This window comes from Roseovarius conchicola, assembly GCF_041403425.1.
Lineage (GTDB): Bacteria > Pseudomonadota > Alphaproteobacteria > Rhodobacterales > Rhodobacteraceae > Roseovarius > Roseovarius conchicola.
Genome location: NZ_JBGEHK010000001.1, coordinates 718,148 through 744,751 on the forward strand (window position 1 = coordinate 718,148; position 26,604 = coordinate 744,751).

28 protein-coding genes and 2 tRNA genes are annotated in these 26,604 nt (G+C 58.6%); 17 read left to right on the top strand and 13 right to left on the bottom strand.

The window, feature by feature from the left end; genetic code table 11:
* Positions 1-244 precede the first annotated feature (244 nt).
* The 6 genes from V6N02_RS03370 to V6N02_RS03395 all read right to left on the bottom strand — a co-directional run bounded on the left by V6N02_RS03370 (position 245) and on the right by V6N02_RS03395 (position 6,446).
* Positions 245-727 carry a transglycosylase SLT domain-containing protein gene (locus V6N02_RS03370; RefSeq protein WP_371224076.1) on the bottom strand — a complete coding sequence of 161 codons (483 nt, stop codon included), beginning with the start codon at positions 725-727 and terminating at the stop codon, positions 245-247.
* A gap of 148 nt (positions 728-875) precedes the next feature.
* A complete protein-coding gene (sucD, locus tag V6N02_RS03375) occupies positions 876-1,763 on the bottom strand; it encodes a succinate--CoA ligase subunit alpha (RefSeq protein ID WP_371224077.1) in 888 nt (295 codons plus the stop codon).
* Positions 1,764-1,777: 14 nt separating this feature from the next.
* The gene (locus tag V6N02_RS03380) at positions 1,778-2,953 is read right to left on the bottom strand and encodes a malate--CoA ligase subunit beta (RefSeq protein ID WP_371224078.1); all 1,176 of its coding nucleotides are present in this window, start codon (positions 2,951-2,953) and stop codon (positions 1,778-1,780) included.
* A gap of 12 nt (positions 2,954-2,965) precedes the next feature.
* Entirely contained in the window at positions 2,966-3,907 is a 942-nt protein-coding gene (locus V6N02_RS03385; protein WP_371224079.1) for an HpcH/HpaI aldolase/citrate lyase family protein, read from the bottom strand.
* 365 nt (positions 3,908-4,272) lie between these two features.
* Complete coding sequence (locus tag V6N02_RS03390; RefSeq protein WP_371224080.1) at positions 4,273-5,244, bottom strand: 2-hydroxyacid dehydrogenase; 972 nt, start codon at positions 5,242-5,244, stop codon at positions 4,273-4,275.
* A gap of 11 nt (positions 5,245-5,255) precedes the next feature.
* Positions 5,256-6,446 (bottom strand): aminotransferase class V-fold PLP-dependent enzyme, encoded by a 1,191-nt coding sequence (locus tag V6N02_RS03395; RefSeq protein ID WP_371224081.1) that lies wholly within the window; start codon positions 6,444-6,446, stop codon positions 5,256-5,258.
* Positions 6,447-6,714: 268 nt separating this feature from the next.
* On the opposite strand from V6N02_RS03395, the gene V6N02_RS03400 reads away from it, so the two are divergent.
* Entirely contained in the window at positions 6,715-7,371 is a 657-nt protein-coding gene (locus V6N02_RS03400; protein ID WP_371224082.1) for a response regulator transcription factor, read from the top strand.
* Here V6N02_RS03400 and V6N02_RS03405 read toward each other — a convergent pair.
* Positions 7,365-8,258, bottom strand: coding sequence for a LysR family transcriptional regulator (locus tag V6N02_RS03405; protein ID WP_371224083.1), 894 nt, complete (start codon positions 8,256-8,258; stop codon positions 7,365-7,367). The genes V6N02_RS03400 and V6N02_RS03405 overlap by 7 nt on opposite strands.
* A 119-nt stretch (positions 8,259-8,377) precedes the next feature.
* Here V6N02_RS03405 and V6N02_RS03410 point away from each other — a divergent pair, with 119 nt between their 5' ends.
* The 3 genes from V6N02_RS03410 to V6N02_RS03420 are packed head-to-tail and all read left to right on the top strand — an operon-like array spanning position 8,378 to position 10,571.
* Positions 8,378-8,884, top strand: a complete 507-nt coding sequence (locus V6N02_RS03410) for a sulfopyruvate decarboxylase subunit alpha (RefSeq protein ID WP_371224084.1) — start codon at positions 8,378-8,380, stop codon at positions 8,882-8,884.
* Positions 8,881-9,435 (top strand): sulfopyruvate decarboxylase subunit beta, encoded by a 555-nt coding sequence (gene comE, locus V6N02_RS03415; protein WP_371224085.1) that lies wholly within the window; start codon positions 8,881-8,883, stop codon positions 9,433-9,435. Before V6N02_RS03410 ends, comE begins: the two co-directional genes overlap by 4 nt.
* 5 nt (positions 9,436-9,440) lie before the next feature.
* Positions 9,441-10,571 carry an alpha-hydroxy acid oxidase gene (locus V6N02_RS03420; protein WP_371224086.1) on the top strand — a complete coding sequence of 377 codons (1,131 nt, stop codon included), beginning with the start codon at positions 9,441-9,443 and terminating at the stop codon, positions 10,569-10,571.
* A gap of 24 nt (positions 10,572-10,595) precedes the next feature.
* Here V6N02_RS03420 and V6N02_RS03425 read toward each other — a convergent pair.
* Positions 10,596-10,670 (bottom strand) — tRNA-Asn (locus V6N02_RS03425).
* Between the two features lie 78 nt (positions 10,671-10,748).
* The gene (locus tag V6N02_RS03430; RefSeq protein WP_371224087.1) at positions 10,749-11,660 is read right to left on the bottom strand and encodes an MBL fold metallo-hydrolase; all 912 of its coding nucleotides are present in this window, start codon (positions 11,658-11,660) and stop codon (positions 10,749-10,751) included.
* Positions 11,661-11,700: 40 nt separating this feature from the next.
* On the opposite strand from V6N02_RS03430, the gene V6N02_RS03435 reads away from it, so the two are divergent.
* From V6N02_RS03435 to V6N02_RS03475, 9 genes are all read left to right on the top strand, one after another.
* On the top strand, positions 11,701-13,008 hold the full coding sequence (locus V6N02_RS03435; RefSeq protein WP_371224088.1) for an ATP-binding protein: 1,308 nt from the start codon (positions 11,701-11,703) through the stop codon (positions 13,006-13,008).
* A 289-nt stretch (positions 13,009-13,297) separates the two neighbouring features.
* Positions 13,298-15,037, top strand: a complete 1,740-nt coding sequence (locus V6N02_RS03440; RefSeq protein WP_371224089.1) for an ABC transporter substrate-binding protein — start codon at positions 13,298-13,300, stop codon at positions 15,035-15,037.
* Positions 15,038-15,122: 85 nt separating this feature from the next.
* Complete coding sequence (locus V6N02_RS03445) at positions 15,123-16,187, top strand: ABC transporter ATP-binding protein (protein WP_371224090.1); 1,065 nt, start codon at positions 15,123-15,125, stop codon at positions 16,185-16,187.
* 1 nt (position 16,188) lies between these two features.
* Positions 16,189-17,262: an ABC transporter ATP-binding protein gene (locus V6N02_RS03450; RefSeq protein ID WP_371224091.1), complete on the top strand. Its 1,074-nt coding sequence runs from the start codon at positions 16,189-16,191 to the stop codon at positions 17,260-17,262.
* The gene (locus V6N02_RS03455; protein ID WP_371224092.1) at positions 17,259-18,122 is read left to right on the top strand and encodes a carbohydrate ABC transporter permease; all 864 of its coding nucleotides are present in this window, start codon (positions 17,259-17,261) and stop codon (positions 18,120-18,122) included. Before V6N02_RS03450 ends, V6N02_RS03455 begins: the two co-directional genes overlap by 4 nt.
* Complete coding sequence (locus V6N02_RS03460) at positions 18,119-18,916, top strand: carbohydrate ABC transporter permease (RefSeq protein WP_371224093.1); 798 nt, start codon at positions 18,119-18,121, stop codon at positions 18,914-18,916. Before V6N02_RS03455 ends, V6N02_RS03460 begins: the two co-directional genes overlap by 4 nt.
* 1 nt (position 18,917) lies before the next feature.
* The gene (locus tag V6N02_RS03465) at positions 18,918-19,313 is read left to right on the top strand and encodes a DUF2160 domain-containing protein (protein ID WP_371224094.1); all 396 of its coding nucleotides are present in this window, start codon (positions 18,918-18,920) and stop codon (positions 19,311-19,313) included.
* 61 nt (positions 19,314-19,374) lie between these two features.
* Positions 19,375-19,782: a BlaI/MecI/CopY family transcriptional regulator gene (locus tag V6N02_RS03470; RefSeq protein WP_371224095.1), complete on the top strand. Its 408-nt coding sequence runs from the start codon at positions 19,375-19,377 to the stop codon at positions 19,780-19,782.
* Positions 19,757-20,860, top strand: coding sequence for a M56 family metallopeptidase (locus tag V6N02_RS03475; protein ID WP_371224096.1), 1,104 nt, complete (start codon positions 19,757-19,759; stop codon positions 20,858-20,860). Before V6N02_RS03470 ends, V6N02_RS03475 begins: the two co-directional genes overlap by 26 nt.
* 82 nt (positions 20,861-20,942) lie before the next feature.
* On the opposite strand, the gene V6N02_RS03480 is transcribed toward V6N02_RS03475, so the two are convergent.
* A tRNA-Ile gene (locus V6N02_RS03480) sits at positions 20,943-21,019 on the bottom strand.
* 114 nt (positions 21,020-21,133) lie between these two features.
* Between V6N02_RS03480 and purM the strand changes: the two genes are divergently transcribed.
* The 3 genes from purM to rnd all read left to right on the top strand — a co-directional run bounded on the left by purM (position 21,134) and on the right by rnd (position 24,013).
* Positions 21,134-22,180 carry a phosphoribosylformylglycinamidine cyclo-ligase gene (gene purM, locus V6N02_RS03485; RefSeq protein WP_371224097.1) on the top strand — a complete coding sequence of 349 codons (1,047 nt, stop codon included), beginning with the start codon at positions 21,134-21,136 and terminating at the stop codon, positions 22,178-22,180.
* Positions 22,177-22,770 carry a phosphoribosylglycinamide formyltransferase gene (gene purN, locus V6N02_RS03490; RefSeq protein WP_371224098.1) on the top strand — a complete coding sequence of 198 codons (594 nt, stop codon included), beginning with the start codon at positions 22,177-22,179 and terminating at the stop codon, positions 22,768-22,770. Before purM ends, purN begins: the two co-directional genes overlap by 4 nt.
* Before the next feature lie 85 nt (positions 22,771-22,855).
* Positions 22,856-24,013 carry a ribonuclease D gene (rnd, locus tag V6N02_RS03495; protein ID WP_371224099.1) on the top strand — a complete coding sequence of 386 codons (1,158 nt, stop codon included), beginning with the start codon at positions 22,856-22,858 and terminating at the stop codon, positions 24,011-24,013.
* Between the two features lie 6 nt (positions 24,014-24,019).
* Here the strand turns inward: rnd and V6N02_RS03500 are convergent, their stop codons facing one another.
* The gene (locus V6N02_RS03500) at positions 24,020-24,538 is read right to left on the bottom strand and encodes a hypothetical protein (protein ID WP_371224100.1); all 519 of its coding nucleotides are present in this window, start codon (positions 24,536-24,538) and stop codon (positions 24,020-24,022) included.
* A gap of 128 nt (positions 24,539-24,666) precedes the next feature.
* Between V6N02_RS03500 and V6N02_RS03505 the strand changes: the two genes are divergently transcribed.
* Positions 24,667-25,077 (top strand): SufE family protein, encoded by a 411-nt coding sequence (locus V6N02_RS03505; protein ID WP_371224101.1) that lies wholly within the window; start codon positions 24,667-24,669, stop codon positions 25,075-25,077.
* A 30-nt stretch (positions 25,078-25,107) separates the two neighbouring features.
* Here V6N02_RS03505 and V6N02_RS03510 read toward each other — a convergent pair whose 3' ends face one another.
* Both V6N02_RS03510 and V6N02_RS03515 read right to left on the bottom strand, forming a co-directional pair.
* A complete protein-coding gene (locus V6N02_RS03510; protein ID WP_371224102.1) occupies positions 25,108-25,758 on the bottom strand; it encodes a DUF1638 domain-containing protein in 651 nt (216 codons plus the stop codon).
* A 69-nt stretch (positions 25,759-25,827) separates the two neighbouring features.
* Complete coding sequence (locus V6N02_RS03515; protein WP_371224103.1) at positions 25,828-26,532, bottom strand: corrinoid protein; 705 nt, start codon at positions 26,530-26,532, stop codon at positions 25,828-25,830.
* Positions 26,533-26,604 lie beyond the last annotated feature (72 nt).

The window sequence follows — 26,604 nt, forward strand, 5'->3', positions numbered from 1 at the left end:
CCGGCATTGCCCCCGCGCGGAATCAAGGCGAAGCCGCCGCGCGATCGCCAGACCGCCCGCAAGGGCTGGCGATTTGGCAAGGGAAGCGCGCCGCTCTGATCTTCTGCGGATTTGGCGGCCATAAAGTGCTCTGCACAAAGGTCGGTTCGCCACCCCGCGGTCTGGCCATCGCGCGGCTTAATTTAATGACCGCAAAGGGCTCAAAGCCGCCATTGTTTACTTCTGCCCTTTTACACTGGAACGCTCAGCCGCAGGCCCTGTTCGTCTCACGGTCATTCAAACCGGTTTCGACCAGCAGGCACTGGCGTTTCGCCTCATAGTAATACCCACGCGCATACCACATCACCGCGGCATCCAGATCGCCGCCCGAGACCATCCACGCGCCTTTGAGATATTTCACCGCCCATGTCAGGTTGGTTTCGGCATCCAGTAGGTCGTTGGGGGAGCCGCGAAACCCCATACCCCGCGCCGTGGCGGGCAGGATTTGCATCATCCCATAGTAGGGGCCGTTGCGGGCACGCGGGCGATAATCGCTTTCGCGTTGGATGACCTTGTGCACCAAGGGACGCGGCACCTCGTAGAAATCGGCATACTGGTTTACCAAAGCGCGTATTTCAGGTGTTTCATTCGGGTAGAGCGGGACATCCGCCGCCGGTGCTGGGGCTTCGGAGGTTGAACAGGCTGCCGTGACGGACAACAGCAGTACAAACAAGAGACGCAGGATCATTGGGGAACCCTTTAACCGTTTCCCCCTAAAGGCCAGATCAAACGCGCCATGACAAGAGGCGCCGCGCTAGATGCGCCGGTTTTTGCCCGGTCGCGTCAGGGCAGATCGACACCCCGGCCCGCCCGGATGGCGGGCCGGGGCATTCTGATCAGGCCGCTTTCAGCATCTTTTCGACCACCGGACCAAAGGCCGACGGGGTCGGTACGATGGCGACGCCTGCCTCGGAGAGGATCTCGACCTTTTCCTGAGCGCTTTCGCCAAAGGCCGAGACGATGGCACCGGCATGGCCCATGGTACGCCCCTTAGGGGCCGAGAGACCCGCAATGTAAGCGGCAACGGGTTTCTTCATGTGATCGCGGATGTATTCGGCTGCTTCGGCTTCTTGCGGGCCGCCGATCTCGCCGACCAGAACCACCGCATCGGTACCCTCGTCCTGCTCGAACAGTTCAAGAATATCGCGGAAGGACGACCCGTTGATGGGGTCACCACCGATGCCGATGGAGGAGGAGACGCCAATGCCTTTTTCCTTCATCTGGCTGGCGGCCTCGTAACCAAGCGTACCTGACCGACCAATGATACCCACGCGCCCCGGCAGGTAGATATGGGGCGGCATCAGACCGGCAAAAGCCTGACCCGGAGTGATGATCCCGGCGCAGTTCGGCCCGATCAGACGCATGCGTTTCTCGGCCTTGTAGCGGCGCATGTAGCGTTTCACCTTGATCATGTCCTGCGCAGGAATGCCGTCGGCAATGCATACGCAGGTTTTGATGCCTGCATCCGCCGCTTCCATGATGCTGTCCGCCGCGAAGGGTGGGGGCACGAAGGCGATGACCAGATCGGCGCCGGTCTCGGACACGGCCCCTTTAACGGTGTTGAACACGGGCAGGCCATTATGCGTGGTGCCACCTTTGCCAGGCGTCACGCCGCCCACGACATTGGTGCCATATTCGCGCATTTCCTCGGCGTGAAAGCTGCCAATGCGCCCGGTGAGGCCTGTGACCAGAACCTTGCTGTCTTTGTCGATGATGATGGACATATCTTGGCCCTCCCTTATGCGTCGCGTGCCGTTTTCCACGCACCCACCACCAGTTCGGCAGCTTCGGCGAGGGTTTCGGCAGTTGTGATGTTTAGACCGCTATCGGCGATCAGCTTGCGGCCTTCCTCGACATTGGTGCCCGAAAGGCGGACCACGAGAGGAATTTTCAGATCAAGTTCCTTGACGGCACGGATCACCCCTTCGGCGATCCAGTCACAGCGGTTGATGCCGGCAAAGATGTTGACTAAAATCGCTTCGACGTTCTTGTCATTGAGAACGGCCTTGAAGGACATTAACACACGTTCGGGGCTGGCGCCGCCGCCTACATCGAGGAAGTTAGCCGGTTCACCACCGGATTGCTTGATCATATCGAGCGTTGCCATCGCCAGGCCCGCACCGTTCACGATACAGCCAATTTCACCCTCAAGGCCGATATAGTTCAGGCCGCGATCCCCGGCATAGGTTTCGCGCGGGTCTTCCTGGCTTTTGTCACGCAGTTCTGAGATATTCGGATGGCGGAACAAAGCGTTATCATCGAAACTTAATTTCCCGTCCAGCGCTACAATCTCGTTCGAGGCGGTAACCACTAGCGGGTTGATTTCGACCATATTGGCGTCTTTCTCTTCCATCAGCTTGTAACAGCCGGTGATGGTTTTGGCCGCCTGGCTGATCAGTGACGCATCAAGGCCAAGTGAAAATGCGATTTCACGCGCTTGGAAGGCCTGCATGCCAACGGCAGGGTCGACGACCGAACGGACTATGGAATCGGGTTCCTTCTCGGAAATCTCTTCGATTTCCATGCCACCCTGTGCCGAGGCCACAACCACGACGCGCTCTTCTTTGCGGTCCATCACGAAGGCCAGATAAAGTTCCTGCGCGATATTGGTGGCTTCTTCGATGTAAAGACGGCTGACCAGCTTGCCTTGCGGGCCGGTCTGGTGCGTGACTAGCTTGCGACCCAGCATCCATGCTGCGGCATCCGACACCTCTTCTTCGGTCGAACAGATGCGCACACCGCCCGCCTTGCCTCGGGCGCCGGAATGGATTTGCGCCTTGACCACCCACTTGTCACCCGAAAGCTCGGATGTCCGATAGACAGCCTGTTCAGGGCTGTAGGCAATGCCACCCCGGGGTACATTAACGCCAAAGCTCTTGAGCAGCTCTTTGGCCTGATATTCATGAATATCCATAGGACAGTCTCCTTAGCCTTTAGCGGCGATGGCATCAGCCACCGTGATGACATTGTTGGCCATGCGTTCGGACGCGGCATCGATCATTTTACCATCGAGGCTGGCCGCGCCTTTGCCTGCCGCTTCGGCTTCGCGCAGGGCCTTGATGATGTTGCGCGCGCGGGTCACCTCGGCCTCAGGCGGCGAGAAAACCTCGTTTGCCATGTCGATCTGGCTGGGGTGGATGGCCCATTTGCCTTCGATTCCCAAGGCTGCAGCGCGTTTGGCAGCCAGAATATAGCTGTCAGGATCGCTGAAATCGCCAAACGGCCCGTCAATGGCACGCAACCCGTAGGCCCGGCAGGCCACGGTCATGCGCGAAAGCGCAAAGTGCCACTGATCACCGGGGTAGTCGGGGTTCAGACCACCGATGACCACGGTGCGTGCACGGTTTGAGGCTGCGTAATCCGCGACACCGAAGTGCATCGCTTCCAAACGGCCCGGCGTGGCTGCAATCGCTTCGACATTGGCCATGCCAAGGGCGGTTTCAATCAGGGCCTCAAGCCCGATCTGATGGGTAAAACCCATGGCTTCTTCGATCTGGGAAACCATCGTTTCAACCGTGTAGAGATCGCCAGGTACACCCACCTTCGGCACCAGAATGGTATCGAGATGCTGACCGGCCTGTTCCACGATCTCGACCACGTCGCGGTACATGTAATGCGTGTCCAGGCCGTTGATGCGGATACACATCGTCTTGCCCTTGGCCTTCCAGTCGATATCGTTCAGGGCTTGAATGATATTGGCGCGGGCCTGCACCTTTTCGGGCGGCGCGACGGCATCTTCCAAATCAAGGAAGATGCAATCCACATTCGAGTCGGCCGCCTTGTCGATCATCGACGGGTTCGATCCGGGCACAGCCAGTTCGGATCTTTGCAGGCGTTGTTTTTTCAGCGGGTGCAGCGTGTAACTCATGTTGGACTTCCTTTCAAAGGCGGGCGATTGCCGGGCCATTCCATGATCCAGTGTCGCGGTTGGCCAACACGTTTCCTACTTTCCCTCGGGTAAGAAAGGCGGCGCGGGGTTGGGGGGCGGGCCTGATCGGGTAGGGTGGCACTACCCGTTTCGTGGGGGTCGGGATGCCAATGAATACTTTCTGCGCTGCAGAAACCACCTAAAGAAAACAATGGTTTATGATCGGAAACTTATGCTCATGCCGGGATGGTCGTGACCGGGCGACGGACGAATCGCACCGCGTGGTTCGGCCTGGCGCTTAGCCATGAAAAACCGCCAGCCCCCGGGGAGCTGACGGCCTGTGCCTGAATGTGGACTGAAGTGTTTCAGGTGACCAGATCGACCGGTGTCTCACCCTTCAAAAACGCGACCAGGTTGTCGATGGCGCGGTGGCCCATGGCGGCGCGCGTGCCGTCTGTTGCGCTTCCCAGATGCGGGGCCAGCACAAGGTTCTCGTATTTCATGAAACGTGCGTCGAGTGCCGGTTCGTTGTGATAGACATCTAATCCGGCAGCTGCCAGTCGACCACTGTCCAGCGCATCGAACAACGCGTCTTCATCCACCACATCACCCCGTGCGGAATTCACCAGGATCGAACCGGGTTTCATCGCATTGAACACATCGGCGTTGATCATCTTGTAGGTGTCATCGCCACCGGGGCAGTGCAGCGACAGGAAATCGCAGGTGGCGGCCACCTCGGCCATGCTGCGCAGTTGTTCGGCATTGCCATTGGCCGCCTTGATATCGGCGGGCACGTCCCAGGCGTCCTGAAACACGATTTTCATGCCAAAGCCGTAATGTGCGCGGCGTGCCATGGCCTGACCAATGCGGCCAAAACCGATAATGCCCAAGGTCGCGCCGGTCACTTTCTTGCCAATCATATGGGTGGGGCGCCAGCCGATCCAGTTGCCCGCGCGGGTCTCGCGTTCGCCCTCGCCAATGCGGCGCGCGGCGGCCAGCATAAGGCCCATGGCCAGATCGGCGGTACAATCGGTCAGCACGTCAGGGGTGTTGGTCACGGTGATGTCATTGGCGCGCGCTGCGTCGATATCGATGTGGTTAAAGCCGACGCCGTAATTTGCAAAGACGCGCAGTTTGCCTTTGGCGGCCGGGTAGAACTCGGCCGGGATCTTGTCCGAGACCGTGGGCATGATCACGTCGTAGATCTGCGCGGCCGCCATCCATTCGTCATGGCTCATCGGGGTGTCGGGATTGCGCAGGGTGACCTCGCCCAGATTTTGGGCGATCAGACGGTCTTCGGCCTCTTGTGGCCAGGCGCGAGTGACGAGAATTTTCATGGATTGCCTCCTTATGCGCCCGACGGGGTCGTGGCGCGGTAATGTTCCTGCGCGGCGGCAACACCCGAGCCCGGCTCGATCTTGGCACCTGCATCCAGCAATGCCATTTCAGCGGCTGAAATCGCACCGCACAACATCACCGGGTTCAGGGACCCAAGATGCCCGATGCGGAACGCCTTGCCCATCAGTTTGTTCAGACCGGTGCCCAGCGAAGTTTGGTACTTGTAATAAGCACCTGAAATCACATCGCGCGCATCCACACCTTCGGGGGCGTAAATGGCCGAGACAGTGTCGGAGGCCCATTCCGGTCCGCGCGCGACCAACTCGCAGCCATCCCATGCGTCAACGGCAGCGCGCACGCCACCTGCAAGACGGTTGTGACGTTCCCAGATGCTTTCCATGCCAGCCTCAAGGATCATGTCGAGCGCACAGCGCAGACCCCGGAAAAGCTGGGTTGCGGGGGTGTATGGGAAGTATCCGGTATCGTTCAGCTTGATCATGTCTTCAAAGCTGAAATAGCAGCGTGCCATCCCGGCGTTATGCTGTGCCTTGTTGGCCTCCAGCGCCTTTTCTGACACACCAAGAAAGCCCAGACCGGCAGGCAGCATAAAGCCTTTCTGCGAGCCGGACACGGCAAGGTCCACGCCCCATTTCTCCATTTCGAATTCAATGGAGGCGATTGAGCTGACACCGTCGACAAACAGCATCGCCGGGTGGCCCACCTCGTCCAGCACCTTGCGCACACCGGCAATGTCCGATGTCACGCCGGTGGCGGTTTCGTTTTGCGTTGCAAAGACCGCCTTGATCGCGTGGCCCTTATCGGCCTCAAGCGCCTTGCGATACTCTTCAAGCGGTACGCCCTGGCCCCATTCGACCTCGCACAATTCCACATCCAGACCCAGACGTTCGGCCATGTCGACCCAGAGCAGAGAAAACTGACCAAAGCGCGACATCAGCACCTTGTCACCGTGGTTCAGCGTGTTCTGGATCGCCGATTCCCAGGCACCTGTGCCTGATGAAGGGAACATGAAGACGCGGCCGGTTTCGGTACGGTAGGCTTTTTTCATATCGGCCAGCAGCCCGTTCACCAGCTCGGGGAAATCTGGCGCGCGCATGTCTTCCATGGGGACGTTCATGGCCTGACGGACAGGTTCCGGCACATTGGTGGGGCCGGGGATGAAAAGATGTTTGTAGCCGTTCATGATGTTCGTCTCCGCAAATGAGGTTTGGGGAAGACTAGGTTCGGGGCAGCACCGTGGTAACGCCCGGACGAATGGCCCTGAGGCCCCGAGGCAGAACCGGGTGAACAAACGGGTAGGGCGATCCCACCCCTTCGGGTGAAAGCGGCACATCCGGGTCTGGCTCGCATACCAGCGCATACCGTAAACCCCTTGTTTCGTTCGGTTTCCGGTGGCGCTGTGTCGCAACGAGGGGGATGGGAGCGGTAGAAAAATGGTGTAAGCTATTGCGATGGAACAAACGAATACAATCACTGCGACAAACGAAGCTGAGCCTAATGATCTGCCCAAGGTCATAGTGGCGGATCGGCAGGTGATTGTCTGTCAGGGCATCGGTAGCCTGGTGGCGAAGATTCCCGAGGTACGCCTGGGCGAATTTGCCACTGACAAAGCCAGTCTGAAGGCGCATCTGTCCGCTGCGACCGGCAAAACCATCCTCATCCTGGGCGTGCGTCTGAGTGACGGTGATCTCAATCAGATTCTGGACATGGTGCGCAAAGACTATCCGCATGTGATGGTGGTTGTCGTGGCTGAGGACACCGAGTTTGCTTTCATCCGCACGGCGATCAAGACCGGCGCAAATTCGGTCTGCATGATGGGACAGATCCTGGCCAGCCTGCCGAAGATTCTGGTGCATCTTGTGGAAGGTCATTCGATTGTGCCCACTGATATTCTGCGCCGCCTAACCAACGAAAACGCCGATGTCCTGTCGCGGCGCGAGCATGAGATTCTGGCGCTGCTGGTCGATGGGCTGACCAATTTCCAGATTTCCGCGCGTTTGGGGCTGAGCGAGAATACCGTGAAGTATTACCTCAAGGCGATATACCAGAAACTGGACGTGAATTCGCGGGGTGGGGCCATTGCGAAATACGTGGCCGGGAACTATTGAGACCGGGCCTCTGCGTGATCTGCCACCACGGCGTTGATCTGCTCCAGCAATCGATCTACCAGTCGCAATTTCGAGCAATCCGCCCGGGTCAGAACCCCCAGCGTGCGCGCCGGGGCAGATGAACCCAGAGGGACTTTGCGCAGGCTCTGAAAAACCGGGTCGGGCAGGCACATGTTTGGCCCAACGGATACGCCGAGATTATGCGCCACCATACTGACCACGTTTTCCAGCGATCCCATCTCCATTGTATCGTTGACTTTGACCTTCTGGCGCGACAGCCAGTCTTCGGCCAATTGCCCAACCCCGGCCTGACGGGTGTGGCGGATATAGGGCATCGTGGCCAGAATACACAGCGGATCAGGCTCGGTGATCTCGGGTGCGGTCAGCAAGACCAGCTCTTCCTCGAAAAACGGGGTCCAGTTCAGCTGATCCGGTACGCGCAGGGGTTGGCTGAGGACAGCTGCATCCAGCGTACCTTTTTCTACCTGCTCTAACAGAGACAGGGACAGGCCCGGCACGATCCGCAGGTGCAGATCGGGATAAAGCCCGGTCAGGCGTTTGGCGGTTTTCGGGATCAAGCTCAGAATGGTCGACGGCACAGCCCCCAGAGTCAACTCGCCGATCATACGCGGGTCGCCTGTCAGATCGTCCAGAATATGATCATAGGCCTGCACAACAGCCTTGGCTTTGGGCACGAAGGCCTTGCCCAACTGGTTCAGGCGTGGAGTTTTTTCCGAGCGGTCAAACAGCGTGACACCCAGGTTCTCTTCCAGCCGCCGCATCTGTTGGCCCACCGCGGCGTGGGTGACACAGACAACATCTGCCGCTCCGCCAAAACTGCCTGTTTCGGACACAGCGATCAGTGTTTTGAAAAGTGAAATGGTCATTCGCTCCTCCATGCGCGACTCGTAAAGTAAAGCAGGGGTTTAAAGAAGCGCAAGAAAATATGACTTTCAATACGCCAGGTTTACGTCAAAAAAGCCCAGTAATTACTGTGGAGCCCGCAATGTCCATTAGCGCAAAACTCGTCGACGATTTCGTGGCCAACGATGTCGATTTCATTACGACCGTCCCCTGTAAACAACTTGCCGGCGTGATTGATGAGGTCGAAGCCCGGCCTGAAATCTATCACATCCCCGCTAACAAAGAAGATGAAGGCATGGGCCTGTGCGCCGGGGCCTTCATGGGCGGCAAACGCCCCGCAATCATTATGCAGAACACGGCCATTGGCGTAACCGTGAACACGCTGGTCACGCTGACCCAGTTCTACCGCATGCCTCTGCCGATGCTGATCAGCTATCGCGGCGAACTGCGTGAACCGGTGGCCTGTCAGGTGGAGATGGCGGTGCATACCAAGGCGCTGCTGAACCAGCTGCATATCCCGACCTACCATTTCCACAAGGAATCCGATGCTGACGAGTTTGACACGATCCTGAAATACACGTTCATGTGCAACAAACCTGTGGCGATCCTGACGGATGCGTCCTTCTGGGGAGGCTACGGAGACCAATGATCCGTTCCGACGTATTCCGCGATATCGCGCCCATCCTTCGTGACCAACTGGTGATCTGTAACATCGGCCTGCCCAGCCAGGAACTGCATATGATTGACGACCAACCGTCAAATTTCTACATGCTGGGCACCATGGGGCTGTCATCGTCCATTGGTCTGGGCGTAGCCCTGGCGCAGGACAAGACGGTGATTTCCATTGATGGCGATGGCTCGGTCCTGACCAATCTCGGCACGTTGCCAACGATTGCCAATAATGTGGCGGACAACTTCATCCTCTTGATCATCGACAATGGATCCTACGGTTCGACCGGTGATCAACCGACTTACGCAGGCAAGAAAACCTCGCTGGCGGCTGTCGCCGCGGCCTGTGGCTGCGAGAATGTGCTGGAATGCAAGGCCGAAGACACCGCCAATGTACTGCAGGAGGCGATTGATGCCCGCCAGATGACCGTGATCGTGTGCAAATGTGACAGCGGCAATATCAAGCTGCCGGTCATCACCAAAGACCCAGTCGTCATCCGAGATCGCTTCATGGGCGCAGTGCAGGCATAAGCCGCATGTTGTTCGACAATACTATCCACTGCTTTGACGATGCGCGGCGGATTGCGAAACGGCGGCTGCCGTGGATGATCTTTGACTATATAGACGGGGCTGCAGGCACAGGACATGGCGAGGCGCTGAACCGACAGGTGATGCGCGATTTGTGGCTGCGTCCCCGCATCCTCAACAATGTGGAGCATCGCAGCATTACTTCCCGGCTGTTTGGTGCCGAGACGGGTTTGCCCTTCGGCATCGCACCGATGGGTATGTGCAATCTGACATCGCCTTCGGCAGACCGACTGTTGGCCGAATTGGCCGCCCGTCACAAGATCCCCGTGGGCGTTTCGACCGTCGCGTCAACTTCGCTCGAAGAGATGATCAACCGTGCCGAGGGGCGAGCCTGGTTTCAACTCTATGTCAGCGGCGCCACTGAGACGTCAGAGCAACTGCTGTCGCGCGCCAAGGCGGCAGGCTATGAAACCTTGGTGCTGACCGTGGACGTGCCCGAGGTGGGGCGCCGCCCACGCGAGCTGCGCCGGGGTTTCAAAATGCCGTTCAGGATCGGACCCAGCCAGTTTCTCGATTTTGCCTGTCACCCCGGTTGGGCGATCCCGCAGCTGCTCCACGGCAAACCCGAGATGGGGAACTTCGGCGGCAAACATGGCGCGTTCAATCGCACAAGCAGCCGGGCAGGGGCCACTTGGGAGTTGTTGGCACGCATGCGCGACAGATGGGATGGCAAGCTGGTCATCAAAGGTGTGTTGGATTCTGGCGATGCCCTGAAGCTGCAGTCCCACGGTGTCGATGCCATACAGGTTTCCAGCCATGGCGGGCGTCAACTGGACGGAGCTGTTCCAGCCATCCTCGCCCTGGGTGACATCCGGGTTGCTGTCGGCCCCGACATGCCGCTCTTCTACGACAGCGGCCTGCGCAGCGGTGAGGACATCGTCAAAGCCTACGCCATGGGCGCCGATTTCGTGTTCATGGGCCGCCCGTTTTCCTTCGCCATCGCAGCGGGCGGTGCGCGCGGCCTGGATCAGATGGCAGGCTTCTTGGCCGATGAGGTCAGCATCACGCTGGCCCAACTGGGTCTGGGGGATATTCTGGATGTCACGCCTGAGGCACTTGCAGACGTACCCGCGGCCTAAGCAGTTCTCACTTTTCGGGAAAATTGGCTCCGGCGGTAGGGATCGAACCTACGACCAATTGATTAACAGTCAACTGCTCTACCGCTGAGCTACGCCGGACCATGCAGGCGCATATAGCAATACGGATTCACCGCGTCCAGAGGGTTTGTGACTCTTTTTCGCGTTGCGCAGATCGGGTTACGCCAGATGAAACTGTGCGGTTTCGGACAGAGGGCCGTTGGGGTGCACAAGGGCGCGTCCATGAAGGTCGATCAGATGGGCCAATACGTTGCGCCCGGCGGCGTGCATGAGGGCGGGTGGCGTGTCTGTGTAGATAGCTTGGGTCAGTTCGGACACCGTGCCGGGTTCGTTTGCGAGCGTGCCGAGGATAGATGCTTCGCGGGTCAGGCGATGCGTGATCAGCCAGTCAAGCCGTGCGGCGGGATCCGTGATCGGCGCACCATGCCCGGAGTGAAAGGTGCGGGCCGACAGGGTTTGCAGCTTGCGACAGGAGGCCATGAAGTCAGTGAGGTCGCCATCTGGGGGCGACACCAGAGAACTGGCCCAGCCCATCACGATATCGCCGGTAAAGACAACGTCACCCCATTCAAAGCTCATGTGGTTCCCGAAGTGCCCCGGCGTCCAATGGGCTGTTAGTCGCCAGCCATCGGCCTCGATAATTTCCTTATCGACCAGCACGATATCAGGCTGAAAGGCCTGGTCCACACCTTCGCCACCCCGTGCCAGCCCGGCGGCGGCCAAATCCTGCATTACCGCACTGCGCCCGGCACTGGCATTGCCATACGCCAAAACGGGCGCACCGGTTCGCGACGCCAGAACAGGAGCGAGAGGGGAATGATCGAGATGGGAATGGGTGACAAGGATGTGTGTGATGCGCTGCCCCGGTTTCACAACGCCTAAAATGGCGGCCAGATGGGCGGGATCATCCGGGCCGGGATCGATCACCGCCAGATCACTGTCTCCCAAAAGATAGGTATTTGTGCCCCGATAGGTCATGGGCGACGGGTTGGGTGCCAGAATACGCCGCAGGCCGGGACCAAGGGTTTCGGCCACGCCCACCGGTGGGTTGAATGCGTCACGGGCTGTCATGGGCCTTCCTCTTCCTGCGCGGCACAGCTAGGTTTAGCCCATGAACTTCCGCTGGCTCAAATCTTATATGCCGCGCAGCCTGTATGGGCGTGCTTTTTTGATCCTTTTGTTGCCGGTTCTGTCGGTCTTATTGGTGGTGTCGGTGGTGTTCGTGCAACGTCATTTCGATGGGGTGACCCGGCAAATGACCTTGTCGGTCAGTCGAGAAGTGCGGTTGTTACTGGCGGATGAGACAGTCAGCGCCGCCGAGATCGGTGCATCGGAGGCGGCGCGCACCCTGTTGATCGGCGCGCAAGCTGTACCGCCGCAGAGCGTACCGCAAGCGGATGAACGGCGGTGGTTCGATCTGACCGCGGGTGTTGTGACCCGCGAGTTGCGTCGCTTGCTGCCGGATATCGAAGCGGTGGTTTTGCCGGATCAGAGGACGGTGCTGCTTTACGTGGCGCGCGGGGACGAGGTGATCCGGCTAGAGTTTGATCGACGGCGCGTGTCGGCGTCAAATCCGCACCAATTGCCTGTGAACATGTTGGTGATCGGGATATTGATGACCATTGTGTCCTATCTTTACCTGCGCAATCAACTGCGCCCGATTACCCGGCTTGCCCGCGCGGCCGAGGCGTTTGGGCGCGGCCGTCACGTGACCTATCGCCCGGCGGGGGCTGTCGAGGTGCGCGCGGCCGGGAGTGCATTTTTGGACATGCGCGCCCGGATCGAGCGCCAGATCGAACAACGCACACTGATGTTGTCAGGCGTCAGCCATGATATGCGCACGCCGCTGACGCGGCTGAAACTGGGCCTCAGCATGCTGGACGAAGACGACAGCGGGCCGATGCTGCAGGATGTCGAGGAAATGCAACGCCTGCTGGATGAGTTTCTGGATTTTGCCCGCGGCGCATCAGAGGGGGAACCCGAACCGGTCGATCCGATCGCCCTTGTGCGCCAGATTGTCGAGGATTTTCAGCGTGCCAAAGTGCCGGTCGAACTGGTCTTGATCGAAGGCGAGGGTGAGTTGCCGCTGCGCCCCGGAGGGATTCGGCGTGCCGTTGAGAACCTGGTCGGCAATGCGGTGCGCTATGGCAGCAAGGCCGAGGTGTCGGTGCTGCTGTCGGAAAAATCCCTGCGAATCCGGGTTGAGGATGACGGACCGGGCATTCCGCCGGAGAGGCGTGGCGAGGCGATGAAGCCTTTCGCGCGGCTGGATCAGGCGCGCAATCAGGACCGTGGGGCAGGGGTTGGCCTTGGCCTTGCGATCACAATGGATATTGCCCGCGCCCACGGCGGCGTCGTGCGGCTTAGCGAAAGCCAGCGGCTTGGCGGCCTGCGCGCGGATATTGTGATCGGGCGGTGAATCGCGCGGGGAGTGAATCCGTTTAACAGATTGTGCGTCCATGGCATCCTCGCGCTGTGTCTTGCCTGCCTCGCGAGCGAACAGTGTCAGAGTGTTTGTTGCAACCTGAAATGTGACTGGCCTGTATGAAAATCCATGAGTTTAGATGTCCGCACACCTAGCCAATTCACTGCCAAACTCTGCGTGTCCCGGCTTATTACTAATTTTTTAGTTTGACAAAACAAGCTGCTTAAATGCACGCTTTATGAAGTCTGGTGTCTGCCGGATTAAATCATAAGGGAGGACAAAGATGCGTAGGTATCTTTTCTCCGCCGTGGCGGTTGCAGCCGTCATCGCGGGGTCTACCAGTGCTATTGCGGACGAAGCAGCCGCTCAACGCTGGATCGACGAAGAATTTCAGCCATCAACCTTGTCAAAAGAAGAGCAACTGTCCGAGATGCAGTGGTTCATAGAGGCATCTGCGCCTTATTCTGGCATGGAAATCAACGTGTTGTCCGAGGGCATTCCAACCCACGGCTATGAATCCGAGGTTCTGACAGCAGCCTTCGAGGAGATCACCGGGATCAAGGTGAACCACCAGATTCTGGGCGAGGGTGAGGTCGTGCAAGCGGTGCAAACCCAGATGCAGACCGGCCGGAACCTCTATGACGGCTATGTCAATGACAGCGATCTGATCGGCACGCATTCGCGGCTGCAGCTGGCGTATAACCTGACCGAACAGATGGCGGGTGACTGGGCCGGAACCACATCGCCCACGCTGGACCTTGAGGATTTCATGGGCATCCAGTTCACCACCGGGCCGGATGGTAATCTGTACCAACTGCCGGATCAGCAGTTTGCGAACCTCTATTGGTTCCGCAAGGACTGGTTTGATGACGAGGCCAACCAAGCCGCGTTCAAAGAAAAGTATGGGTATGACCTCGGCGTTCCGGTGAACTGGTCGGCTTATGAGGACATCGCCGAGTTCTTTACCAATGATGTTCAAGAAATCGACGGCACCCGGATTTATGGTCACATGGATTACGGCAAGCGCGCGCCTGACCTTGGTTGGCGCATGACCGATGCGTGGCTCTCGATGGCCGGCGCTGGCGATGTGGGTGAGCCCAACGGCGTGCCCGTGGACGAATGGGGCATCCGCATGGAAGCCGGCACCTGTAACCCGGTCGGGGCCTCTGTCACACGTGGCGGTGCGGCCAACGGTCCGGCGGCTGTTTATGCGATCCGTAAATGGGACGAATGGCTGCGCAACTACGCGCCTCCGGGCTCGGCCAGCTATGATTTCTATCAATCCCTACCGGCGCTCAGCCAAGGCAACGTGGCGCAGCAGATTTTCTGGTACACGGCCTTCACCGCCGACATGGTCAAACCGCAATCAGAAGGCAACAACACTGTTGACGCCGATGGCAACCCGCTGTGGCGGATGGCGCCCAGCCCGCATGGCCCCTATTGGACCGAAGGGCAGAAGGTTGGCTATCAGGACGTTGGGTCCTGGACCTTCCTGAAATCCACACCATCGGATCGTGCGCAGGCCGCTTGGCTCTACGCCCAGTTTGTGACCTCGAAAACCGTCGATGTGAAGAAGTCGCATGTGGGTCTGACCTTCATCCGCGACAGTTCGGTCAATCACGAAAGCTTCACCGAACGCGCGGCCAAACTGGGTGGTCTGGTCGAGTTTTACCGCTCGCCTGACCGGGTGGCATGGTCTCCCACCGGCATCAACGTGCCGGACTATCCGAAGCTGGCGCAAATCTGGTGGCAGCAGATCGGTGACGTGAACTCGGGGGCCTTCACGCCGCAAGAGGCGATGGATCGTCTGGCCGAGGAAATGGACATCACCATGGCCCGGATGCAGGCCGCTGACGAAGGGGCCGGTATCTATGGCGGCTGTGGTCCGCGTCTGAATGACGAACAGGATGCCGAGTACTGGCTGAGCCAGCCCGGTGCCCCCAAGGCCAAGCTGGAGAATGAAAAGCCACAGGGCGAGACCGTCAACTATGACGAGTTGGTCGCACGCTGGCAGGCCCAGTAAGCCTTGCGCTGAAAACAACGAGACCGCTGCCGAAACGTGGCGGTCTCACACATGACCTGAGACGGGTACGGGTGGACTGCCGGGGATGATAGAACTTCAAGATGCCTCCAAGAGGGTGGGTCGTGTAACCCATATCAAGCCGACGAATTTGCGGCTGGAGGCGGGCCATTTCAACGTGTTGCTGGGGGCCACCGGCTCGGGCAAGACGTCTTTGATCAAGCTGATGGCCGGGCTGGACCCGCTGGCCGGGGGGCGCATCCTGATGGACGGAGAGGATGTGAGCCGGGTTTCCACCCAGAAACGCAACATCAGTCTGGTCCATCAGTTTTTCGTCAATTACCCGACCATGTCGGTATTTGAGAACATCGCCTCGCCTCTGCGTGTGGCGGGGATGCCGCAAAGCGAGATCGAAGGGCGCGTTGAAGAAACCGCCGATCTGCTGCAACTGCGCCCCATGCTGAACCGCCGCCCCAGCGAGCTGTCGGGTGGGCAGCAACAGCGCACGGCCCTGGCCCGCGCCATTGCCAAGGAAAGCCGCGCGGTATTTTTGGACGAGCCGCTGGCCAATCTGGATTACAAGCTGCGCGAAGAACTGCGCGAACAATTGCCCGAGCTTTTTGCCGGGCGCGGTGCGGTGGTGGTCTATGCCACGTCCGAACCGGAAGAGGCCCTTTTGCTGAGCGGCAAGACGGCCCTGATGTCGGACGGGCAGGTTACGCAGTTTGGCCCCACCGCCGAGATTTACCGCAACCCCGAAAACATCGCCGCCGCGCGGGTGTTTTCCGATCCGCCCATCAATCTGGCCCCCGTCACCAAGCAAGGCGATCTTGCCGTCATGCAAAATGGCGCAAGCTGGTCCCTCAGCGGTGATGCTGCGGGGTTGACCGACGGGGCCTATACCGTGGCGGTGCGCCCGCACCGGGTGACCCCTATGCGGCAGGCCGATACCGATGTACCGTTGACCGGGACCGTCCTTGTCACCGAAATCTCTGGCTCGGATTCCAGCGCCCATTTCGAGATGGGCACAGTAGAGGCATGGGTCTCGCTGGCACCGGGCGTGCACGCTTATGAGGTGGGCGAAAAACATACGTTTTACATGGAGCCAGTGCATTGCCGCTATTTTGGTTCCGACGGAACAAGGGTGGCCTGACATGGCGGAAATCAAGCTATCCCACTTGAAACACAGCTATTTTCCGTCGCCCGTATCACCGGACGACTATGCGCTGAAGGAAATTGACGTCACCTGGCGCGACGGAGGGGCCTATGCCCTTTTGGGGCCGTCAGGCTGTGGCAAGTCGACCTTGCTCAACATCATCTCGGGCCTTCTGACCCCGTCCGAGGGGCAGGTTCTGTTTGATGGTAAGGACGTGACAGGCCTGCCGCCTGACAAACGCAACATTGCGCAGGTGTTCCAGTTCCCGGTGATCTACGACACGATGACTGTGCGGGAAAACCTTGCCTTCCCATTGAAGAACCGAGGCTTCGCCGCTGAGGTGATCAACCGTCGCGTCGCCGAGATTGCAGAGATGCTGGACGTCTCCGAGATGCTGGAAACCCGCGCCTCGCATCTCAGCCCGGACAACAAGCAGAAAATCTCGATGGGGCGCGGGTTGGTGCGGGATGATGTGAATGTCGTGATGTTCGACGAACCGCTGACCGTGATCGACCCGCATCTGAAATGGAAACTGCGCTCGAAGTTGAAAGAGCTGCATCAGCGGGTGAAGGCCACGATGATCTATGTCACCCACGATCAGACCGAGGCGCTGACCTTTGCGGATGAGGTTGTCGTGATGCAGGAGGGCGAAGTGGTGCAGATCGGCACCCCGATCGAGCTGTTCGAGCGTCCACAGCACACGTTTGTCGGTCATTTCATAGGCTCACCCGGCATGAATGTGCTGCCTTGTGAGTTGCAGGGTAACCGCGCGCTGTTCCAAGGTCACAACGTTGATCTGGAAGGCCCTGTGCAAACCGGCCATGGCGCGTTGGCCCTTGGCATCCGGCCTGAGCATATCGCGATTTCAGACAGCGGCATCCCCGCGCATGTCACCAAAGTCTCGGACGTGGGCCGGCATTTCGTGATCGAAGCAAAGATCGGCGAAAGCACCCTGAAAGCTGTCAGTGAAACCCAGCCCCCCGAGACAGGCAGCGCCGTGCATCTGAGCTTCGCGCCCGAGAAAACCCGCATCTATCGTGATGGCTGGATCGCAACTGCGAGGCGCACATGAGAACCGAAAATCAAAAGGCGTGGTTCTTCGTGTTGCCGGTGTTGTTTCTGGTGGCGTTCAACGCGCTGGTGCCGATGATGACGGTGGTCAATTATTCAGTGCAGGAGACCTTCGGCAACAACCAGTTTTTCTGGCAGGGGCTGGACTGGTTCGAACAGATCCTACGTTCGGAACGCTTCCAGGCCGCGCTTGGCCGCCAGTTCCTGTTCACTGCCATTATCTTAGCAATCGAAGTGCCTCTGGGAATCATCATCGCGCTTTCCATGCCGCGCAAGGGTTTCTGGGTGCCGGTCTGCCTTGTGCTGATGGCGCTGCCGATGCTGATCCCGTGGAATGTGGTAGGTGCGATGTGGAACATCTTTGCCCTGCCCAAAGTCGGAATGCTGGGATACTTCATGAATGATGTTCTGGGCATCAACTATGACATGACCCAACAGCCGCTGTCGGCGTGGATCACAGTGATCGTCATGGATGTCTGGCACTGGACCTCTCTGGTCGTGCTGTTGTGCTATGCGGGTCTGGTTTCGATCCCGGATGCCTATTATCAGGCGGCCAAGATCGATGGGGCATCGCCCTTTTCGGTGTTCCGCTATATCCAACTGCCGAAGATGAAAACGGTGCTGACCATCGCGATCCTTTTGCGGTTCATGGACAGTTTCAACATCTACACCGAGCCTTTCGTGCTGACAGGCGGCGGGCCGGGCAATTCGACCACGCTGCTCTCGATTGATCTGGTGAAGATTGCTTTGGGGCAATTTGACCTTGGCCCGGCGGCCGCGATGAGCCTGATCTATTTTGCCATCACGCTGCTGGTCAGCTGGGTCTTCTACGTGGTGATGACGAAGGACGACAAGCAATGAAAAAACGCTCGACCATCCCGATTGTCTACATCCTCTTCCTGATGCTGCCGATCTACTGGCTTGTCGCGATGAGCTTTAAGACGACGAATGACATCCTGTCCGGTTTTTCACTGTTTCCCAAGGAAGTGACCTTCGACAACTATATCGCGATCTTCACCGATCCCACGTGGTATTGGGGCTACATCAACTCGATCCTTTATGTGTCGATCAACACGGTGATCTCGATCTGTGTGGCGCTGCCGGCGGCCTATGCGTTTTCGCGTTATCGGTTCTTAGGCGACAAGCAGCTGTTCTTCTGGCTGCTGACAAACCGGATGGCCCCGGCGGCAGTGTTCGCTCTTCCGTTCTTTCAGCTTTATTCCTCGGTCGGGCTGTTTGACACGCATCTGGCCGTGGCGCTGGCGCATTGCTTGTTCAACATTCCGCTGGCGGTCTGGATCCTTGAAGGGTTCATGCGCAGCATTCCGAAAGAGTTGGACGAGACGGCGTATGTTGACGGTTATTCCTTTCCGCGGTTTTTCGTCAAAATCTTCTTGCCCAACATCAAGGCGGGCGTTGGTGTCGCCGCGTTCTTCTGCTTCATGTTCTCATGGGTCGAGATGCTGCTGGCAAAGACCCTGACAGCAGTCGAGGCGAAACCCATTGCGGCGGTCATGACCCGCACGGCATCCTCCGCCGGATACGAGCTGGGCCTGTTGGCGGCGGCGGGCACTCTGACCATCATTCCCGGGGCTATCGTCATCTGGTTCGTCCGAAACTACATCGCGCGCGGCTTTGCGATGGGGAGGGTTTGATATGCGTTGGTTTGCCGTTTTTCTGTTGCTGTCTACCCCGGCCTTTGCCCAGAACAGCTGGGGCAGCGTTGCCAAGGAAGACGACAAGGGGTTTTCCTGGACCGCTCCGCTCTGGCCCGATTTCTGGATGGCCTGGACCCCGGCCACGCTTGCGGTGTTCATCGGCATCTTTGGCGCAATTGCCCTGATCGGACTGCTTGAAGGGTTCCGCTTTCGTGACGGGTTGGAACGCAAGGGTGTGCTGGGGCTGACCACCACGCTGGGCGACCGGTTGTTCATCACGCTTCTGGGCTCGGCCTACATTTTCCTGGCCTGGCTTGGTCTGTTCGGACAGCCGATCTGGATACCGCTTTTTATCGCCATGGGATGGGGCGTGTTTGTGTTCTGGAAAGTTTAGCCAATCGGGCTTAGAGTTTCCCGGAGGCACGTAGTACGCAACGAACCAAAGATGTGACGGAATGAGAAGAAAACGACAGGCCAATTTGCTCACCGAGGTCGAGCTGGAGTTCATGACTGAATTATGGGCCCTTGGCGAAGGATCAGTCCGCGATGTTCTGAACCGCCTGCCGCCCGAGCGGAACCTGGCGTATACCTCCGGGGCCACCATCCTGCGTATCCTTCAACAGAAGGGATTTGTGGACAGCCGCAAGGAAGGCAAGACGCTGGTCTATGTGCCGCTGCTTGAGAAGAACAAGTACCAGTCACACTCGCTACAGAACCTGTCGCGCACGTTGTTTGATGATACGCCTGCGTCCTTGGTGGCGCATCTGGTTGGCGACACAAGGCTGACAGCGCTGGACCTCGAGCATATTCGCGCGCTCGTGGACGAAAGGCTGCGAAATGATGGCGATGCAGACGGTTCTTGACCTGTTCATATACGCCAACATCCTGCTGGTGTTGGCCTTTGGTGCGTGGCGCCTGACTCAAGCCGTGATCGCCCGGCTGGGATTGCAGCACGATTACCGCCGGCAATTGACGCTTCTGAAGGCCGTTCTGGTGCTGACGCTCTGCAGCCCTTTGATTGCCTATTTCGGCACCATCATCAGCCAGACCCTTTATCCGAATACGCCGCTGACCCTTCATGACATGGCCATTGCCGCCTATCTGCGTGGCGACATTGCGCTGCCCGCGACCGAGTTCGAGGCCCTGTTGGGCACACGGGACAGGGTGGTCAACGGAGTCTTGAATGGTACCGCGCCACTGGCTGTCCTCGGCCTTTTGGTGCTGGGGTTGGGCGCGCTCTATCATCTGTGGCGCACGATACGATCGCTCATGCAAGTGCGGCAGGCAATCGCCAGTGGATTTTTATGGCGACGGACCGCGCACACTGACGTGTTGATATCCGACACGGTTGCTGTGCCATTCGCGGCGCGTGGCCTGAGGCGTCGTTACGTAGTTTTGCCTACGCATTTGCTGACCCATCCGTCACAGTTTCGCATGATCATCGCGCACGAGTTTCAGCATTTACGCGCCGGGGACGTGGAATGGGAACTGGCGTTCGAAATGCTGCGCCCGATCCTCTATTGGAACCCGGCATTTTATTTCTGGAAACGCGCCTTCGATGGTCTTCGAGAGTTAAGCTGCGACCAGCAGGTTATGCAAACCCGGCGCATTGACCCACACAGCTATGCCAGATGCCTTCTGGATTACTGCGAGCGTCAGATATCTGGGCCTGAACCGAGCGCCTTGAATGTCGCCTTCTTGCGCAACACGACCAACACCTCACGCCGCTCGCTCGAAACCCGTATCCTTGCAATGTACACGAAACCCAAGGCCAGCGGTCAGAGTGGGTTGGTTTTGGGGGGCACCATTTTGGTCTTGGCCCTGAGCGTCTCGATAGCTGCCGCTTCAATCCGCCAGCCAGATGACTGGAGCCAGGATCAGTTGATGCTGTCTACAATCATCAACTTGGAGCGTTTAGATGCCATTACGCGTGGCTACTGACGTTGTTTTGATCACTTCTGAAACGGTGCGCCTTTCGGTGCGACGCGTCATGTGCGTTGGATACATTGCGCAAAGTGTAGTCTGGTAGGCCCGGCAGGACTTGAACCCGCAACCAAAGCGTTATGAGCGCTCTGCTCTAACCAATTGAGCTACAGGCCCCACCTGCGCTTTACCTACGAGTGCCGCGCCAGAGCGTCAAGGCTTTGGGCGTTGCGAAATCTCGGACGATGGGTTACCGCAGGCCCCAAGACGCAAGACGGAGAGCTGCCCCTCATGAGTGACGCAAAAAACGGGATCACCTATGCCGATGCCGGTGTGGATATCGACGCCGGAAACACGCTGGTAGAACGCATCCAACCAGCGGCCAAGCGCACCACGCGACCCGGTGTCATGGCCGGTCTGGGTGGCTTTGGTGCTTTGTTTGATCTTAAGGCGGCGGGATGTGTCGATCCGGTGCTGGTGGCGGCCACGGATGGGGTGGGCACCAAGCTGCGTATTGCGATTGATACCGGAAACGTGGACACGATCGGGATTGACCTGGTGGCCATGTGCGTGAACGACCTTGTCTGTCAGGGGGCCGAACCACTGTTCTTCCTTGATTACTTCGCCACCGGGCGACTGGAAACCGAGCAGGCCGCGCGGATTGTTGAGGGGATTGCCGAGGGCTGCGTCCGTTCGGGCTGTGCGCTGATCGGTGGGGAAACGGCCGAGATGCCGGGCATGTATTCCGATGGCGACTTTGATCTGGCGGGGTTTGCTGTCGGCGCGATGGAACGGGGCAGCGATCTGCCATCGGGTGTCGTTGAAGGCGATGTTCTGCTGGGTCTGGCCAGTGATGGTGTGCATTCCAACGGCTATTCTCTCGTGCGCAAGCTGGTCGAGATGTCTGGACTTGGCTGGGATGCGGATTGCCCTTGGGACGAGGGCGCGCTCGGCGCGGCCTTGCTGACACCCACACGGCTTTATGTGACGCAGGCGTTGAAGGCTGTGCGGGCAGGGGGCGTGCATGCTCTGGCCCATATCACTGGCGGCGGGCTGACCGAGAACCTGCCACGGGTGCTGCCCGATGGAATGGGTGCCGAGATTGACCTCAACAGCTGGACACTGCCCGGGACATTCAAATGGCTGATGCAGACAGGCGGCATGGCAGAGGCCGAGATGTTGAAAACCTTCAATTGCGGGGTCGGGATGATCCTGAGCGTTGATGCGGAACAGGCCGATGCACTGACCACCTTGCTGGAAGGTGAGGGCGAAACCGTGATCCGGTTGGGCCATGTTACGTCGGCTGAGGGCATGGTCTATGCCGGGACACTTGCGTGAGTAAACGGGTAGCGATCCTGATTTCTGGCGGCGGCTCGAACATGGTGTCGCTGCTGGACAGTATGCGCGGCGATCACCCGGCGCGCCCGGTGTTGGTGCTGTCGAACAATCCAGATGCTGGTGGGCTTGATAAGGCGGCTGTGCGCGGTGTGCCCACGGTGGTGGTCGATCACCGTCCTTTCAAAGGTGATCGGGTGGCGTTTGAAACCGTGTTGAATGAACAGCTTGAGGCCGTCCAACCCGATATCATCTGTCATGCTGGCTTCATGCGTATCCTGACCGAACACTATGTCAGTCGCTGGGATGGGATGATGCTGAACATCCATCCTTCGTTGCTGCCCAAATACCCCGGGTTGAATACCCATGCCCGCGCATTGGAGGCAGGCGACAGCGAGGCAGGCTGCACCGTCCACGAGGTAACCGCCGAACTGGATGCAGGGCCGTTGCTGGGGCAGGCTCGTGTTCCGATTAAGGCCGGCGATACAGCCGAAGGGCTGGCCGCCCGGGTACTGGCGCAAGAGCATGTTCTCTATCCGGTCGTTTTACGCAGGTTCGCCGAGGGGAATCGCACCCCGGTTTTCCTGCCCTGACCACAGGCCATTCCCTTTCCCGGTCCGCTCGCCTATACCGGTCCGACTTTGATCCTGATCCCCTTATGAGCCCAGACATCTCCAGATGAAAACGCTGACCACAACCGACGCCCTGGCCGAATTCTGCGCGAAGGCGCGCGACTATGATTATGTGACCGTCGACACCGAGTTTCTGCGCGAACGCACCTATTACTCGAAACTCTGTCTGGTGCAATTGGCGATCCCGGATGATGGCCCGGATAGTGCTGTTCTGGTTGACCCACTGGTCGATGGGCTCTCTTTAAAGCCACTGCACGAACTGTTTCTGGACACGTCGGTTGTGAAGGTTTTCCACGCCGCGCGTCAGGACCTTGAGATTTTTCAGATTGATGCGGGCGTGATCCCGAAACCGATGTTCGATACGCAGGTCGCCGCCATGGTCTGTGGCTTTGGCGAGCAGGTCGGATACGAGACACTTGTGCGCAAGATCGCCCGGCAGGGTCTGGACAAGACCTCGCGATTTACCGACTGGTCACGCCGCCCTCTGACCGAGGCACAGAAAACCTACGCCTTGGCAGACGTGACACATTTGCGCGACATCTATGAATTTCTGGCCGCCAAATTGCACGAGACAGGCCGCGAGAAATGGGTGGCTGAAGAGTTGGAGATTCTGACAGACCCGGCGACCTATGCGATTGACCCTGAAAACGCCTGGAAACGCGTGAAGACGCGTAACAACTCCGGAAGGTTCCTGGCCATCGTGCGCGAGTTGGCACGCTTTCGTGAAAATCACGCGCAGTCGCGCAATATCCCGCGCAACCGGGTGTACAAGGATGACGCTCTGGTTGAACTGGCTTCAACCAAGCCCGCCACACATCAGGATCTGGGCCGTTCGCGCCTGTTGCTGCGCGAGGCGCGGCGCGGTGACATTGCCGACGGTATTCTGGCGGCGGTCAAGGCTGGCTTGGATTGTCCAAATGACAAGCTTCCAAAAGCCGACCGCGACCGTGAAAAACTGCAGATTAACCCCGCGCTGGCCGATCTGTTGCGGGTGCTGCTGAAAGCGAAGACCGAGAAATACGGTGTGGCGTCGAAACTGATCGCCACCGCCGCTGATCTGGATGCGATCTCGGCTGGCCGGCGCGATGTGGCGGCCCTCAAGGGATGGCGCAACGATGTCTTTGGCAAGGATGCGCTTCGGCTGTGCGATGGCGGGCTTGCCCTCACAGCCAAGGGCAACGCGATCAAAATCGTAGAGCTTTGATCCGGATCAACGCCGTCCTGTTGTGCGCGCCTCGGTTGCGCCGATCACGCGAATAGTCTGGGTGCGTTCCAACACAGCGGTTGAGACAAATCGCCCGACGCGCACGGTGCGGGTGGTGGTGTTGCCAAGGCCCTGATCGGTTGGCTGCACGGCCTTCAGCGAGAATGTCAGCACACCGTCCACGGGTTCGCCATCCGTCTCCGAGATCAGGCGCACATCATACGCACCCTGCCGCGCCGAGACGCCCGTCACCCGGACGATGCCGCCATAGGGATTGCGTTCGACCACAAGGTCGCTGACCTGCGCAACCAACGTACCCTCATAGCGTTCGCGTTTGTCGCGACGGAAAATCGTGTTGCCGCGCTCGGGGAGCAGCGGATTGGTGCTGGCCGGATCAGCAGTTTCAACCGGGGCAGAGCGGCTGCCCCCGAACCAGTTCGAGGGGTTGACCCGCGACTCGCGCCACGCACTGCATGCGCTGAGTGTCAGCGTCGAAATCATCAGAAGAGTTACAACGGTCCGCATCGGCCCCACGCCCCTTTGCTTTTCTTTGGACCTACCCTATCCCGCGCGCGATGAAAAGATATAAGCGGGTACTGGACGTTGTGCTTTGTGCGCCTTACCTGATTGAGCGCATCTGAAAGGGAAAGATCATGGCCACCGAAGCGTTTGAAGATATCGTTGCGGATTTCGAGTTTCTGGACGAGTGGGAAGACCGCTATCGCTATGTGATTGATCAGGGCAAGGCGATGGACCCGCTGGAGGATGCGTTGAAAGTGCCGGCCACCAAGGTCGATGGCTGTGCCTCACAAGTGTGGCTGCATCCCAAGACCGAAGGCGGTGTGTTCACGTTCGAGGGCGAAAGCGATGCGATGATCGTCCGCGGGCTGATTGCGGTGCTGCGCGCCCTATATAACGGTTTGCCCGTAGGTGAGGTGGCGCGCGTAGATGCCCTGGCTGAAATGGCGCGGTTGGGGTTGAACGATCACCTCTCTGCGCAGCGTTCAAACGGGTTGCGCGCGATGATCGAGCGGATTCGTCACGTCGCAGCCGAGGCCGCTTGATTTGTTGCATGCGCCTAAGAGTTTGGTAAATCAGGTGCTTGCGGACTTTTCTTTGAGTACGTTGGCCAGGTCGCCATACCCTGTAAACCGATATTCATAGTCCAGTCCCAGCCTGTCTGCACAGGCGCGGGCCTTGGTTTCCAGAGCCTCGTTTTTGGTCTGCGCCTGATAGACCAGCTTGGTGTAATTGCCAAACATCATGTCCCGCAGCTCCGGGTGTTTGTCCAATCCCATCGGCTTCCAAACGAAGGCGTCGAACTGTTTGACCAGAAAATCTGTCAGGTAGAATGCCGTGATTTCATCGTCATGCTCGGCAAAGGTGTCATTGCCTTCAAAGAACGAATAGCAATGCGGCCCGGGCACCATCTCGACGCCAAGCTCGGCACATTTGGCCTCCAGTAGTCCGCCGGTGCCGCAATCGGCATAGACGATAAATACCTGCTCATAGATGTCGCGGGTTTTCAGGACCGTTTCTTCCACCGCATCGACGATCTTTTCCGGGTAAAGGTGATATTTGGCGGGCAGGCATTGCAGCACCATGTGATCCCAGCCATTGGCGCGTTTGATTGCCAGGATTTCATGGGCCAGCGCGCCGCAAGCAATCAGCAGAATCTGACCGCCGGGCGTTGCAACGCCCAACCCATCTTCGGTCAGTTGATCATCGTTCAGCGCCAGGGTCATAATCCAACTCCCCAAAAACAAACGGCCCGCATTTTCTGCGGGCCGTCCAAATCACGCCAGGTGTTTGGCTTAGCCCGTCGCACCTTGGTTATGCTTGCGGCCTACCAGATCCTTGGCAGTTTCGACGGCCACAGCGGCATCGCGGCAATAGGCGTCTGCACCGATGGCTTTGCCAAACTCTTCGTTCAAGGGCGCACCGCCCACCAGAACAATGTAGTCATCGCGAATACCCTGTTCCACCATCGTGTCGATCACGACCTTCATGTAAGGCATTGTTGTGGTCAGCAGGGCCGACATACCCAAAATCTCGGGCGCTTCGGTTTCCAAGGCTTCCAGGTAGTTTTCGACCGGGTTGTTGATGCCCAGATCGACCACTTCAAAGCCCGCACCTTCCATCATCATCGACACAAGGTTCTTGCCGATGTCGTGAATGTCGCCCTTCACGGTCCCGATCACCATCTTGCCGACACGTGGCGCACCGGTTTCGGCCAGCAGCGGTTTCAGGATGGACATGCCGCCCTTCATTGCGTTCGCGGCCAGAAGCACCTCGGGGACAAACAGAATACCGTCGCGGAAATCCTTACCGACGATTGTCATGCCCCCCACCAAAGCTTGGGTCAGGATGTCGTAAGGTGCCCATTTGCGTTCCAGAAGAATGTTCACGCCTTCTTCGATTTCCTCTTTGAGGCCATCGTAGAGATCGTCAAACATTTGCTGGACCAGCTCTTCGTCGTCCAGTTCCGACAGGATGATGTCGTCTTCTTCGTCAGACATGTGATTTCCTTAGGGCTAAGCACGCTTGCCGCGTGCGTGTTGCTTCTGTCCCCTTTTGGTCATTTTGACGCA